At 55.0% G+C, this 14,058-nt stretch carries 13 protein-coding genes; 4 read left to right on the forward strand and 9 right to left on the reverse strand.

What is annotated here, in order from left to right:
- Positions 1 to 164 precede the first annotated feature (164 nt).
- Complete coding sequence (locus tag KTJ90_RS06205; RefSeq protein ID WP_003854157.1) at positions 165 to 485, forward strand: YejG family protein; 321 nt, start codon at positions 165 to 167, stop codon at positions 483 to 485.
- Here the strand turns inward: KTJ90_RS06205 and yejF are convergent.
- From yejF to yeiP, 9 genes are all read right to left on the reverse strand, one after another.
- Complete coding sequence (gene yejF / locus KTJ90_RS06210; RefSeq protein WP_314508946.1) at positions 472 to 2,076, reverse strand: microcin C ABC transporter ATP-binding protein YejF; 1,605 nt, start codon at positions 2,074 to 2,076, stop codon at positions 472 to 474. The genes KTJ90_RS06205 and yejF overlap by 14 nt on opposite strands.
- Entirely contained in the window at positions 2,077 to 3,099 is a 1,023-nt protein-coding gene (locus tag KTJ90_RS06215; protein WP_003854154.1) for an ABC transporter permease, read from the reverse strand.
- On the reverse strand, positions 3,096 to 4,190 hold the full coding sequence (locus KTJ90_RS06220; protein ID WP_499026025.1) for a microcin C ABC transporter permease YejB: 1,095 nt from the start codon (positions 4,188 to 4,190) through the stop codon (positions 3,096 to 3,098). Before KTJ90_RS06220 ends, KTJ90_RS06215 begins: the two co-directional genes overlap by 4 nt.
- An 11-nt stretch (positions 4,191 to 4,201) precedes the next feature.
- Positions 4,202 to 6,010: an extracellular solute-binding protein gene (locus KTJ90_RS06225; RefSeq protein WP_499026026.1), complete on the reverse strand. Its 1,809-nt coding sequence runs from the start codon at positions 6,008 to 6,010 to the stop codon at positions 4,202 to 4,204.
- A gap of 44 nt (positions 6,011 to 6,054) precedes the next feature.
- Positions 6,055 to 7,617, reverse strand: coding sequence for a cyclic di-3',5'-guanosine monophosphate phosphodiesterase PdeN (gene pdeN, locus KTJ90_RS06230; RefSeq protein WP_008926117.1), 1,563 nt, complete (start codon positions 7,615 to 7,617; stop codon positions 6,055 to 6,057).
- A 216-nt stretch (positions 7,618 to 7,833) separates the two neighbouring features.
- Positions 7,834 to 8,409: a bifunctional murein DD-endopeptidase/murein LD-carboxypeptidase gene (gene mepS / locus KTJ90_RS06235; RefSeq protein WP_071591717.1), complete on the reverse strand. Its 576-nt coding sequence runs from the start codon at positions 8,407 to 8,409 to the stop codon at positions 7,834 to 7,836.
- A 512-nt stretch (positions 8,410 to 8,921) separates the two neighbouring features.
- The gene (locus tag KTJ90_RS06240) at positions 8,922 to 9,629 is read right to left on the reverse strand and encodes a phosphatase PAP2 family protein (protein WP_003854148.1); all 708 of its coding nucleotides are present in this window, start codon (positions 9,627 to 9,629) and stop codon (positions 8,922 to 8,924) included.
- A gap of 42 nt (positions 9,630 to 9,671) precedes the next feature.
- Positions 9,672 to 10,640, reverse strand: coding sequence for a CobW family GTP-binding protein (locus tag KTJ90_RS06245; RefSeq protein WP_140033200.1), 969 nt, complete (start codon positions 10,638 to 10,640; stop codon positions 9,672 to 9,674).
- A gap of 74 nt (positions 10,641 to 10,714) precedes the next feature.
- Positions 10,715 to 11,287 (reverse strand): elongation factor P-like protein YeiP, encoded by a 573-nt coding sequence (gene yeiP, locus KTJ90_RS06250; protein ID WP_003854146.1) that lies wholly within the window; start codon positions 11,285 to 11,287, stop codon positions 10,715 to 10,717.
- Positions 11,288 to 11,450: 163 nt separating this feature from the next.
- Between yeiP and KTJ90_RS06255 the strand changes: the two genes are divergently transcribed.
- The 3 genes from KTJ90_RS06255 to fruK all read left to right on the forward strand — a co-directional run bounded on the left by KTJ90_RS06255 (position 11,451) and on the right by fruK (position 14,043).
- On the forward strand, positions 11,451 to 11,705 hold the full coding sequence (locus tag KTJ90_RS06255; RefSeq protein WP_003854141.1) for a YkgJ family cysteine cluster protein: 255 nt from the start codon (positions 11,451 to 11,453) through the stop codon (positions 11,703 to 11,705).
- A gap of 272 nt (positions 11,706 to 11,977) precedes the next feature.
- Positions 11,978 to 13,108 (forward strand): fused PTS fructose transporter subunit IIA/HPr protein, encoded by a 1,131-nt coding sequence (fruB, locus tag KTJ90_RS06260; RefSeq protein WP_105098969.1) that lies wholly within the window; start codon positions 11,978 to 11,980, stop codon positions 13,106 to 13,108.
- Positions 13,105 to 14,043 carry a 1-phosphofructokinase gene (gene fruK, locus KTJ90_RS06265; protein WP_003854138.1) on the forward strand — a complete coding sequence of 313 codons (939 nt, stop codon included), beginning with the start codon at positions 13,105 to 13,107 and terminating at the stop codon, positions 14,041 to 14,043. Before fruB ends, fruK begins: the two co-directional genes overlap by 4 nt.
- The last annotated feature ends 15 nt before the right edge of the window (positions 14,044 to 14,058 follow it).

Raw genomic sequence — 14,058 nt, forward strand, 5'->3', positions numbered from 1 at the left:
GTGAGTGAACGCGGTACATATAGGCTGAAGTGCGATGTAAGTCGCAAAAATGCGCTTCTGCAATCCGCACGGATGGGCCTCCCTGTCCGGACTCTGCGGTGAATGACCCGCTGGCTGCGGGCAGGTCGGTGTTGCGACATAAACTCATCCGGGGAAAGTAAACTATGCTGCAACTTTCAATTGTGCATCGTCTGCCACAGCATTTTCGCTGGGCCAGCGATCACCACAGCGCCATTGATTCTGATGATGCAACGCTGGATGAGCAGGATTTCGTGGCGCTGCGATTGATCAGCCATGACGGCATTCCGGCGTGGGAGATTCTGCAGCAGTTAAAAGAGGTTCTGGCGGATATTCAGGTTGATTGCAAAGTTGCTGAGTGCGAAGGGCAGCCCTGCCTGTTCATTCAGCGTCGTGACGAAAGTGCCACTAACTGCTGTTTGAAAAATCAGGGCGTGGCGATAGCAGAAACCTTTATTGGAGGTTAAGCTGCGCCGACTGCAGTAGCTCGCGGGTATAATTTGCCACGGGTGAAGCAAACAGCCTTTCACACTCGCCCTGTTCCACGACCTCTCCCTGGCACAGCACGATAAGCTGGTGGCACAGCGCGCGAACCACATCCAGGTCGTGACTGATAAACAGATAACTGAGCTGCCGCTGCTGCTGCAAACGGCGTAACAGCGTCAGAATTTGCTTCTGCACCGTGCGATCCAGCGATGAAGTCGGTTCATCCAGCACCAGCAACTCCGGCTCCAGAATCAATGCCCGCGCAATAGCAATACGCTGTCGCTGACCGCCAGAAAATTCGGCCGGATAACGATGGCGACTTTCCGCTTCAAGCCCCACTTCCTCCATGACGGCGATAACCCGCTGCGTCTGCTGCACACTGTCGAGTTCAGGCTGATGTACCGCCAGACCCTCAGCAATAATCTGCTGCACCGTCATGCGCGGATTGAGTGAGGAGTTAGGGTCCTGAAACACCACCTGAATACGCTGACGCAGCGGCAACAGTTGCTGACGCGACAGTTGATGCAGCGGCTGACCGTCAAACCAGATCTCGCCGCGTGAGGCAATCAGCCGCAGCAGTGCCAGCCCGGTGGTGCTTTTACCCGAGCCGGACTCACCCACCAGGCCCAGACTTTCGCCACGCCGCAGGCTAAAACTCAATCCGGAAAGCACCCGCTTTTCACTGTTCTGGCGACGGAACAGCCCGCGCCGCTGTGTAAAGCTCACCTGAAGCTGCTCGACACGAAGAAGAATGGGCGACGCTGCGGGCAGCGGAACGGCTTTTCCCTCCGGTTCCGCAGCCAGCAACTGCTGGCTGTAAGGATGCTGCGGCTGGTTCATCAGGGTCTGGCAGCGATTCTGCTCCACGATGTGACCGTTGCGCATCACGCTGACATTATCTGCCAGCTGACGCACAATATTCAGGTTATGCGTGATGAACAGCATGCCCATGTTCAGCTCACGTTGCAGTTCGCGCAGCAGCGTCAGGATCTGGGCCTGAACCGTCACATCCAGTGCCGTGGTCGGCTCATCGGCAATCAGCAGCTGCGGCTCGGTCAGCAGCGCCATGGCAATCATCACCCGCTGGCGTTCACCGCCGGAAAGCTGGTGGGGAAAATCATTGAGCCGGGTGGCGGGCTGCCGGATACCGACCCGATCGAGCACGCTGAGAATCTCCCCGCGTGCGGCCGGACGACGCATCCCGCGATGCAGTGACAGCACTTCATACAGCTGCTTCTCCACGGTGTGCAGCGGATTCAGTGACACCATGGGCTCCTGAAAAATCATCGCGATCTGGTTGCCGCGAATACCCCGCAGACGCTGCTCGCGGGCGCGCAGCAGATCTTCACCGTTAAACAGAATCTCGCCGCTGGGATAAATCACTGAAGCCTCATGCAGCAGTCGCATTACCGACAGCGCGGTGACGCTCTTGCCGGAACCAGACTCACCCACCAGCGCCAGCGTTTCACCTGCGTCAATGCGCAGCGACACGTCATTCACGACCTGTCGAAGCTGCTTGCCCTGACGAAAGGCGACTGAGAGATGATTGATAGCAAGCAATGGCGTCGTCATTCAGGCTCCTTTGCCCGGATCAAAGGCGTCGCGCACCGCTTCGCCGATAAAAATCAGCAGCGAAAGCAGGATCGCCAGCGTGAAAAAGCCTGCCAGACCCAACCAGGGAGCCTGCAGGTTGTTTTTGCCCTGCAGCAGTAACTCGCCCAGCGAGGGCGAACCCAGCGGCAGGCCGAAGCCCAGAAAGTCGAGTGAGGTCAGCGTGGTAATCGATCCGCACAAAATAAACGGCAGAAAGGTCAGTGTGGCTACCATCGCGTTAGGCAGCATATGGCGCAACATAATCCGGCCATCGCTGACGCCCAGCGCCTGCGCGGCACGAATGTAATCAAAATTTCGGGTACGGAGAAACTCTGCCCTGACAACACTTACCAGACTCATCCAGCCAAACGCCACGGTGACCAGCAACAGCCACCAGAAGCCAGGCTGAATCACGCTGGAGAGAAGAATCAGCAGAAACAGCGCGGGCATGCCAGACCAGACTTCAATCATCCGCTGCCCAATCAGGTCAATTCTGCCGCCGAAATAGCCCTGCACCGCGCCGACCACAATCCCGATTACGCTGGAGAGAAGCGTCAGCAGCAGACCGAACAGCAGAGAGATACGTGTGCCATAGAGCAGCCGAGCCAGTACGTCGCCGCCGTTGGCGTCCGTGCCGAGCCAGTTCTGCGCAGAAGGCGGAGAAGGGAAGGGCACCTGAGTAGCAAAATTAATGGTTCCGTCGCTGAAACGAATCGGTGCCCACAGCGCCCAGCCATTCTGCCTGATGCGCTGCCGCAGCCAGGGATCCTGATAATCCGCCGCTGTCGCCAGTACACCGCCATAGTCGGTTTCGCTGTAGTCAAACAGCAGCGGCACCGTCCAGCGTTGGTGGTAATGCACCAGCAACGGCTTGTCATTCGCGATCAGTTCAGCACCCAGCGACAGCAGAAAAATGATCAGAAAGATCCAGAGCGACCAGTAGCCGCGTCGGTTGTGACGAAAGCGCTGCCAGCGCTGCTGATTCAGCGGTGAGAGCGTCATGAGCGGCTCCCGAAGTCGATGCGGGGATCGACCAGCGTATAAGTCAGATCGCTGAGGATATTCATCAGCAGACCGATCAGCGTGAAAATATAGAGCGTGCCAAACATCACCGGGTAGTCGCGTTGCAATGTCGCGTCATAGCCGAGCAGCCCAAGCCCGTTGAGCGAGAACATCACTTCGATGAGTACCGAACTGGTAAAGAACATGCTGATAAACGTGGCCGGGAAGCTGGCGATCACCAGCAGCATCGCATTGCGAAACACATGATGATAGAGAATGCGTCGCTCTGGCACCCCTTTGGCGCGCGCGGTCATCACATAGAGTTTGCGGATCTCGTCCAGAAAGGCGTTTTTGGTCAGCATGGTCAGCGTGGCGAAGCCGCCGATCACTGTCGCCAGCACCGGCAGAGCGATATGCCAGAAGTAGTCCAGCACTTTGCCATACCAGGGCAGTGTATCGTGCTGCGCAGAGGTGAGCCCACGCAGCGGAAACCAGTCGAGATAGCTGCCACCGGCAAACAGCACAATCAGCATGATGCCGAACAGAAAGGCCGGAATGGAGTAGCCGATGATAATAAAGGCGCTGCTCCAGACATCAAAGGCGCTGCCATTGCGCACCGCTTTGCGGATCCCCAGTGGAATCGACACCAGATAAATAATCAGGGTGCTCCAGAGTCCCAGGCTGATCGAGACTGGCAGGCTCTCTTTGATCAGCCCGATCACCGAGGCGCTGCGAAACAGGCTGTCGCCAAAATCCAGACGCAGGTAATTCCACAGCATCTCGCCGTAGCGCTGCCAGAGAGGTTTATCGAAGCCGTAACGCTTTTTAATCTCAGCAATCACTTCAGGATCCAGCCCGCGTGCGCCACGATACTGATTATCGCCAGGATTAATGTGACTGAAGCTGGCGCGTGAACTGGCGCTCTCCGCCCCGCTGCCGGGCAGGCCCGTTGTCTGACCAAACTCAATATTTGCCAGCGCCTGATCGACCGGGCCGCCGGGCGCGATTTGCACGATAAAAAAATTAAGCGTGATGATCGCCCACAAGGTCGGGATAATCAGCAGCAGTCTGCGCAGAAAGTAAGCGGCCAACGGTGATCTCCTTAGCGTTTACTGGCCGGCAGGCGTCCGGCTTTGTTTGTGTCGTACCACCAGTTTTCCAGCCCTGTACTGTAGGCGGGCTTGCGTGCAGGGTGAGAAAACTTATCCCAGTATGCCAGCCGCTGTTCAGCGTTGTACCACATTGGGATCATATAGGCATTCCACAGCAGCACCCGATCCAGCGCCTGAGCCATCGGGCGAAGTTCAGCAGGATCGTCCTGATGCGCCACAATCTGTTTCACAAAGTGATCCACTATCGGATCTTTAACCCGCGCACTGTTCCACGACGAGTTGATGTAGTCGGAGTGCCAGAGGATCTGCAGGCTGGACGTCGGGATGGGCATCGCTGAATAGGCGGTGGCAATCATATCGTAGTCACCTTCCCGTTTGCGCCGCAGATACTGCGAGCTGTCGATCTGCCGCAGATTCAGCGTAATGCCAAGCCGCGAAAGATTGTGCTGCAGCGGGAGTGCCCAGTCGATGTCAGAACCGCTGCGTAACAGCAACTCGGCGGTGAACGGCTGACCGGTTTTATCATTGACCAGGCGGCGATTTTTAATCTGCCAGCCCGCCTGTTTTAACAGGTCAAATGCGGTTAACAGACTGGCGCGGTCATAGCCGCTGCCATCCGTTTTGTGTGGCTGATAGGGCTGGCTGAACAGCTCTGGCGGCAGTTGTGCGCGCCAGGGTTCAAGCAGCGCCCGTTGCTGTGCATCCGGCACACCACTGGCAGCATACTCCGTGTTCTGGAAATAGCTGCTGGCGCGATGCCAGGCTCCGTAGTAAAGCGCTTTGTTCATCCACTCGAAATCGAACATCAGTGAGAAAGCCTGACGCACGCGTCGATCATGAAACAGCGGTTTTTCATTGTTAAATGCCAGCCAGCGGGTATCAATAGCAGCGTCGTTTGGCGTGGTCTCTTTGACGATGCTGCCATCGTCGAAATGGCGGCCGCGATACTGGGTGGCCCATTTCTTCGCCGAAGTCTCTTCACGCCAGTCGAAAGCGCCAGCCTTAAAGGCCTCAAACGCCACATTGTCATCCAGATAGTAGTCATAGCGCATGCGATCAAAATTAAAACGTCCGCGGTTTACCGGCAGATCGGCGGCCCAGTAATCTTTTACCCGGCTGAACTCAATAAACTGGCCCAGCTTCCAGCGGGTAATGCGATAGGGTCCGCTCGACAACGGCGGTGCGCTTAACGGCTCGTTAAACTTTTTATCGTGCCAGAACGACTCGGCGATCACCGGCAGCGTCAGTAATCCAAGCAGCAGATCTTTATCCGGCTTCTGTGCTTCTATAAGCACTGTGAGGTCGTTCAGCGCTTTTACGCTAACGCCACGGTAGGCGACGCGGAACTGGGGCACGCCCTCAGTCATGAATTTTTCAAAGGTGAACGCCACGTCGCGGGCGGTGATCGGTGTGCCATCCTGGAAGCGGGCGTGGGGATTCATCTGGATCTCGATCCACGAAAAATCGCTGGCGTAGCGCGCCGACTCGGCAATCAGCGGATAATAGCTGCCGGGTTCATCGTCTGAACTGGTGTAAAGCCCGTCATAAAGCGTGCCGGTGTTAATGCCTGGATTGCCGCGTGAGGCATAGCGATTGAAGTTGTCATAGGTACCGATCACCGCCAGGGTGATGCTGCCTCCTTTGGGCGCGCTGGGGTTGGCATAGTCGTAATGGCTGAAACCGGGCGGATATTTTGCTTCACCAGCCTGGGTGAATGCATAGCTTTGCTGGACAGAGGCAGCCAGCAGCGGGGCGCTGAGCAGGCCACACAGCAGTATGAGTCCAAAGCGAAACAGCATGATTCCTCCAGTCAGATGTCCGGGGCGTTTCAGGCCAGGTCATGTCAGGCCTTATGACGACGGAAATAGTCTATCAGCGTTTCTGGCCGTAACGGACGGCTAAAGATATAACCCTGCAAATGCGTTACACCACGATTAATTAACCAGGTGGCCTGCTCACCGGTCTCAACGCCTTCGGCCACACTCTTTAAGTTGAGTTTCTTCGCCAGTTGCAACACGGAATCCAGAACCGGTGAGGTCAGGGTGTCTGTACCGATGCTCTGAACAAAACCGCGATCGATTTTGAGGTAATCAAAGTCATAACGTTCCAGATAGATTAACGCGCTATGCCCGGTACCAAAATCATCAATAGCAATATGAATCTGCTGCTGATGCAGCCAGTCAAACAGTTCTCCGACGTTTTCATCCCGCACCATGGCTCGCTCAGTAATCTCAAACACATAGTTAAAGTGTCCCGCAGGCATGGTATCAAGCCAGTGCAGCACATCCTGACGGAAACCACTGTCAGCCAGATGCAGGGGCGAAATGTTGAGACTCAGGCTGGCATGACGGGGAATGGTATGACACAGCAGATGTGCATCACGGGAAACCAGCTGAAACAGATGCCGCGTCAGCGGAATAATCAGATTCTGTGATTCTGCAAAATGAATAAAGACATCGGGCGGAACCGGGCCTTTCGTCGGGTGAGTCCAGCGTAATAATGCTTCCATACCATAAGGCTGGCCATCATGAGACGTCACCAGCGGCTGATACTCAACGTGAAACTCGCCGCGTTTCATGGCCCGAATCAGCTCTCTGCCGGGACGCTGATACACCGACAACAGTAGCCACCATCCCCCTGCAAACAGCAGCGACAGCAACAGGCCACTTAGCAGGATAGTTTGATAGTCGCTGACTGCCAGAGTGGAGCCGTACACGACAAACTGGAGCGGATATCCTGTCAGCGCCTGCTGGTGCAGGGGCGTCGGCAGGTTTTTATTCTCAATGAGGCCGGGCTGCCAGCTGGTTAAGGCGCTGCGCTGTGCCACGAGTGCCATGCCGGTGATTTCCGGTCGCCGGGACGCCAGCAGCTGATAAGGCGCGAGAGTGATATTGAGCGTCGCGAAAACGCCTGACTGCAGGCTGCCTGGATTTTTGATCCACAAGGCCAGCACCGGTTTATTCGGCTGCAACGGCGTGCCTGGCATCAGTTGCAGGTCGGTATCGCGAGAAATGTCACTGTGCGGCGCAATCACATTAAGTGGCAGACTAAAACTGCCGGTCGCTGACGAGCAAAAGGCTGTACCGTTATCAACCAGCAGAATGGCGCGAAGGTTTCCGGCAAAGGCGGCGCGTGAGGTCAGTTCACGATCTATGTTATGGCAGGCAGTGTGGGTAAACGGAAGCAGGGGAGTGAGAGTGCTGTTAATCAACGTGGAGAGCGTTTGCTGCAATGCCGTGCGACTGTTCTCCAGCAGTTGCTGATGCTGCCGTTCGCGCTTCTGCCAGGTCTGGTGAAAAGAGAGTACGGCGAACAAAAGAAAGAATAAGCCGCCAGCCATCGCGCTACTGCATGCGATACGGCGAGGAGTAGTGTCACGGCGCCGTAGTGCCCCCGACAATGGCATGAGGTGCTCCTGATAAATTATTATTATGTTATTGCGCACGACTGCTTCGGTTTAAGCGACCGAGAATATAACGAGAGAGTCTGAAATGTCTCGTTATTTATCTGAAATACAATGCTTTTATCTGATAAAAATCTGCCTGCCATCTTCAGGCACGAAAAAAAACGCTGCACAGGCAGCGTTTCTTGTTCTCTGGCGAGAGAAAATCGAAGGTGATAATCAGGTCGGGTTACGACTTAATACACGACGCCCTTCACGGTAACGCTTTTTCCAGTAGTCATCATTGAGACTGGAGATCATCACGCCACTGCTGGTAGATGCATGAACAAAGTTATCGTTACCCAGGTAAATGCCCACGTGGCGGCCCGTTGAACCGGCACGGAACATCACCAGATCGCCAGGGCGTAATTTACTGCGGGTGATCTCTTTGCCTGTGTCTTGTTGCTCAGAGGTAGAACGAGGTAATTCTAAGCCAAACTGATCGCGGAAGGTGCGTTGTACAAAGGCGGAACAATCGATCCCGCGTTTGGTATCGCCACCGAGGCGATAGCGCACGCCTTTCCAGACGGCGTATTGTTCCATGATGCGCGACTTAACATCGACGTTACGCACCATTTCTTCAAACTCATCCTGAGACGCCTGAAGTAAAAAACCATTGTGGTTGTTAACTTCATGATTCTCGTTATTCGCGTTTTGACTGCTATGGGTACTGCTACAAGCTGAGAGGAGTGTGGCTAGCGCCAATGCGGGCACGATCCGCATTATATATCTCAGTATTGGTTGAGACTTGACCATTATTCGGGTTTTCCTTCGATTTCCTTACGACAAAATTGTCGCCAGCCAGATGACAAAACAGGGAGATTAATAAGCGAAACAGGCTAAGACAAATCCTTAATTACTAAAATGTGTTAATGGACACACTTTAACGGTAAAAAATCTGAATTTTCTGCCGCTGTAGTCTCACTGCGACTGAGGTTAACTGATTACAGACGCCGTGGCGAGTGCTTTTAATCAATTTCATATAGGTTTTTTTGATGAGAATCAAACCGTAACACACTGACTATTTTAGAGACAATTGTGGGGAAATAATGGTGAGAACAGGGGATGAAAGGGAGGTCAATTCGGGGCATAGCCTGCTGTTTCAGTGTTTTCTTAATTGACAGCCTGGTGTGAAGACCCGTTAACGCGTAAGCCGGGTCATAACCTTTTCTTTTCGTGAATTTAATTAGCAGCCTAATAGTGAGGAGCTGTTTTTTATAAGCGCGGGCGGTTATGAACCTGGCGGGTAAACCGACCGCGCTTAACATTTACATCACGGGCTTATATTTACCCGGTAATTTGCGATAAAACCAGTTAACCAATACGTCACTCGCTGGTGTTAATAGCCACCAGCTCAGTCCGACTAAAACGACCGACAGTGAACCGACGGCAATATCGGTAAACCAGTGCGCGCCCGCCATGACGCGCGGCAGTGAAAATATCACCACAATAGCGGCGGCAACGATAAAACGGCTGAAACCAAAATAACGCCAGATAAAGCAGGCGAAGATGATCAGCATCATACCGTGGTCCCCAGGGAAACTGTCTTTTGAGGCATCTTTAGCGGGAATACCGGTTAATTCACTGACGCGATAAACGTGATCAAAGAATCGCGTCGGACTCGAGTGTTTCACGGGCAATAAATGGCCCAACTGATTAAGCACCACGGCGGTTAACAACATGGTGATACCAATGGCCAGCATCCGACGCCTGGCCTCTGGCGTTTCCTGCCGCCAGATCGACAGATAAAGCAGACCCATCGCCAGCAGGGATACCGCATCAAAACCACGAAAATTGGTGATAGCGACGATCAGCGCGAAGAGCGGATGAGTGCCCATCTGATTATTGAAGCCAAAGAAAACAGATTTATCGATGCCAAACCAGAAACCGTGTTCAGGCGGCAAATACCAGGAAAGAAACAGCACTATGCCCAGTGCATTGAGCAGCAGGATAGTAATAAGGCGGGTTACGCGCATAATTAAAACTCATTAAAAAAATAACCGCCGACAATACCTGTCTTAGCGTAAACGGCACTTCAACAATGCCGATTGTAGCTGATTCCAGTCGACCTGCTGAGAATGGATGATCTCAATACGGCTATCGGGCGGCAGTGAGGTGAATGTCTCACTTTGCAACTCTTTTGCCTGGCAGTTAATACGCATTGTGCCTTCTGGCGTGCGCGTTACCCCTTTAATGCGATCGACCGCTGCCAGCCGGACCCACTCCAGCAGCGCATCGCGGCTAAACAGCGTGTCAGCATCAAACAGCCAGCCGCAGGCGCTATAGCCCTGGCCGTGGTTCAGCGCCCGACGCCATCGCGCCTCGCCATCCAGTCGTAATGCCGCCAGACCGCTGGTCGGGGGCGACGAATGATGGTGATGCGGCGCAGGGAGGTCGCGCGGCAGATAAGGGGCATCAAGCAGGGAAAGGGGGATTTGACCGAATTCGGTCTGTATCAGAGGACGAGCAGGCTGCATCTGCTGCTGCCAGTCAGCCAGGCGCTGACGGTCCTCTTCGCTCCAGCAGTCGCGCTTATTAGCAATAATAATGTCGGCGGCAGCGAGTTGATCGCGAAAGTTTTCATTGGCAACAATACGCGGCTCAGCCAGTTGACGAGCATCCAGCAGCGTCAGAGTGGCGTTCAGTTGCAGCCACGCCTGATACACCGGCGCACTTAACATCTGCAACACCTGACGCGGATGGCCCAGACCCGTTGGCTCAATCAGCAGTCGGTCGGGCTTGCTCTTCAGCAGCATATTCAGCCCAACCTGCATCGGCAGACCGTTAACGCAGCACAGGCAGCCGCCGGGAATCTCCTTCAGCGTGGCACCGCGATCGGCCAGCAGGGCACCGTCGATCCCAATCTCGCCAAATTCATTGACCAGCACCGCCCACTTTTCTCCTGCGGGCCGCGCTGCCAGCAGATGGCAGAGCAGCGTGGTTTTGCCGCTGCCCAAAAAACCGGTAATCAGATTAACGCGTGTCATGGGACGCCCCCGCCAGAAAATAACGCAATAGTGTAATACTATAACATTATCGCGATCAGCAGCAGGCTGGCGGTTTAGTCAGCGCGGCCCATGTAACGGCGTTCAGCGATATGGATGCGGATGCGGTCACCGTTGCTCAAATATTCCGGAACCTGAATAGAGAGGCCTGTGCTCATTCCGGCTGGTTTGGTACGGGCGCTGGCGGAAGCCCCTTTAATGCCTGGTGAAGTATCCACGATCTCCATATCCACAGTTTGTGGCAGTTCCAGCGCCAGTACCTGACCTTCCATCGTCAGCACGTGAATGCCAGGGATGCCGCCTTCAGGGATAAACAGCAGCTCTTCTTCGATCTGCTCCTGCTTAAAGGAGTAAGGAGTGTAATCCTCGTCATCCATGAAAATATATTCATCACCATCTATATAAGAGAAGGTGACGCTGCGACGGCTGAGCGAAATCGCATCAATAATCTCGTCGCCTTTGAACCGCTCTTCAACTTTTAAACCGGTGCGGACATCGGTAAAGCGCATTTTATACAGGGTGGCAGCACCGCGTGCGCTGGGGCTCTGGACATCAATGTCTTTAACCAGCAGCAGTTTACCGTTGTGCGTGACGGCCATCCCTTTTTTGATTTCATTGGCTTTTGGCATTGCTGTTCTCGCTATCTTGAGAGTGAAGTGCGCGCAACGTTACGCGTGCCGGTGAAAACTGGCAATATGGTGGTGGCGAAATTTTATGTCAGGCCGCGGCTTTCATGGCAATTTCTGCCCCGGACTGCTATTGTCGCCGCGACTTTCTCTGCCGGAGCACAGCATGCAATGCCGTAGCCAGTGCGGTGCCTGTTGTACAGCGCCCTCGATCTCTTCACCCATTCCTGGCATGCCTGACGGCAAGCCCGCGAACACGCCCTGCGTTCAGCTCGATGACTTACTGCGCTGCAAACTGTTTGGTTCGCCATTGCGTCCTGCCGTCTGCGCAGGCCTGCAGCCTGCATACAGCATGTGTGGCAACTCACGCCAGGAGGCGATGACATACTTACTTCAGCTCGAAGCCGATACTGCCCCCTGAAGCGCTGACGCTGCTGACATTTTCGGTCCACAGATCTCTGCATTACAGCAACCGCGTCAGCCTGTTCACTTTTTATTCCCCATAATCCCCCTGAAATGTGCGTAACGTCAAAAATCTGTTACGCCGTTTGCGCATTCTCTTGCCTCCGTAAAATTGCTGTACCACAATCCCTGAAACGTTTCAGCGGTGACTGCGCCACCTGTTTTCAACAGCATGGCGTAAAAAAATCCCCACTGGCTGAAACGATTCAATCTCAGCAAGCGAGGAGAATTATGTTCCAGCTCGAATTGCAGGCCATCCATACCGGAGCCAGCGCCCAGAATAAAGAAGAGGCCATTCGTCAGGTTGCTGCCGCGTTAACCGCTGCGGGTAATGTGACGGAAGGCTACGTCAATGGCATGCTGGCCCGCGAACAGCAAACCTCAACGTTCCTCGGCAACGGCATCGCAATTCCCCATGGCACCACCGATACCCGCGACATGGTCCTGAAAACCGGTGTTCAGGTGTTTCAGTTCCCGCAGGGCATTGCCTGGGGTGACGATCAGACTGCTTATGTCGCCATCGGGATTGCCGCTAAGTCGGATGAGCATCTGGCGCTGCTGCGTCAGCTGACCCATGTTCTGAGCGATGACACCATTGCTGAACAGCTTAAAACTGCCTCTGCTGAAGATCTCCGTGCGTTGCTGATGGGCGAAAAACAGGCCGCCGAGTTCAGCTTCGACACCTCATTAATTACGCTCAACGTCGCTGCCAGCGATCTGATCACTCTGCAGGCAATGAATGCTGGCCGGCTGCAGTCCGCGGGTGTGGTGGATGCGAGCTACGTCGCAGACGTGGTCTCGACGGCTCCGCTGAATCTGGGTCAGGGCATCTGGCTCAGCGACAGCAGCCTCGGCAACCTGCGCAGCGGTGTTGCCATCAGCCGCGCTGAACATGCATTCGACCATCAGGGCGAATCCGCGGCGATGTTAATCAGCGTTTCAGCGACCGATGAACGTCCACTGGAAGTGCTGGGTTACCTCAGCGCATTACTGCAGCAGAACAAAGCAGATCGCCTGCTTAAAGCGGATGCAGCAGGCGTTTACGCACTGCTGACCAGCGAAGTTGATGAGCAGGCTGAGGTGCTGACCGCAGAATTCACTATTCGCAACGAGCATGGTCTCCATGCCCGTCCAGGCACCGCGCTGGTTAGCGTAATCAAGCAGTTCAACAGCGACATCACTGTGACCAATCTCGACGGCAGCGGTAAACCTGCTAACGGCCGTAGCCTGATGAAAGTGGTTGCGCTGGGCGTGAAGAAAGGCCATCGCCTGCGCTTCACCGCCAGCGGTGACGATGCACAGCAGGCGCTGACCGCCATTGAAGAGGCGATCAACAGCGGTCTGGGCGAGGGGGCAGCATGAGCAGACGCGTCGCCACCATCACGCTGAATCCGGCGTATGACCTGGTGGGATATACCCCTGAAATTGAACGCGGCGAAGTCAACCTGGTGAAAACCACCGGGCTGCACGCGGCGGGCAAGGGCATCAACGTTGCTAAAGTCCTGAAAGACCTGGGTATCGATGTCACCGTGGGTGGATTCCTGGGTAAAGAGAATCAGGACGGCTTCCAGCAGCTGTTCAGCGAGCTGGGCATTGCCAACCGTTTCCAGGTGGTGCCGGGCCGTACCCGTATTAACGTTAAACTCACTGAACAGACCGGCGACGTTACCGATCTGAACTTCTCCGGTTTCCAGGTCACGGGTCAGGACTGGGATCGTTTTACGGCTGATTCTCTGACCTGGCTGGGCCAGTTCGACATGGTCTGCGTCAGCGGCAGCCTGCCAGAAGGCGTTGATCACGATGCCTTTACCCGCTGGATGACCGAACTGCGTACTCACTGCCCCTGCATTATCTTCGACAGCAGCCGCGAGGCGCTGGTGGCAGGACTGAAAGCCGCACCATGGCTGGTGAAACCTAACCGCCGTGAGCTGGAGATCTGGGCCGGTCGCAAACTGCCTGGTCTGCAGGATGTGATTGGCGCTGCGCACGAACTGCGCGAGCAGGGCATCGCCCATGTGGTGATTTCATTGGGCGCGGAAGGCGCACTGTGGGTCAACGCGTCAGGCGAATGGATTGCTAAACCGCCGGTGTGTGAAGTCGTCAGCACCGTGGGTGCCGGTGATTCGATGGTGGGCGGCCTGATTTATGGCCTGCTGATGCGTGAATCCAGCGAACACACGCTGCGTCTTGCGACTGCCGTGGCGGCGATGGCCGTCAGCCAGAGCAACGTTGGCGTTTCCGATCGTACGCAGTTGGCCGCAATGATGGCGCGTGTCGACTTACAACCCGTTAACTGACAGCAGGAGAGCGAT

This window comes from Pantoea jilinensis, assembly GCF_019104105.1.
GTDB lineage: Bacteria > Pseudomonadota > Gammaproteobacteria > Enterobacterales > Enterobacteriaceae > Pantoea > Pantoea eucalypti.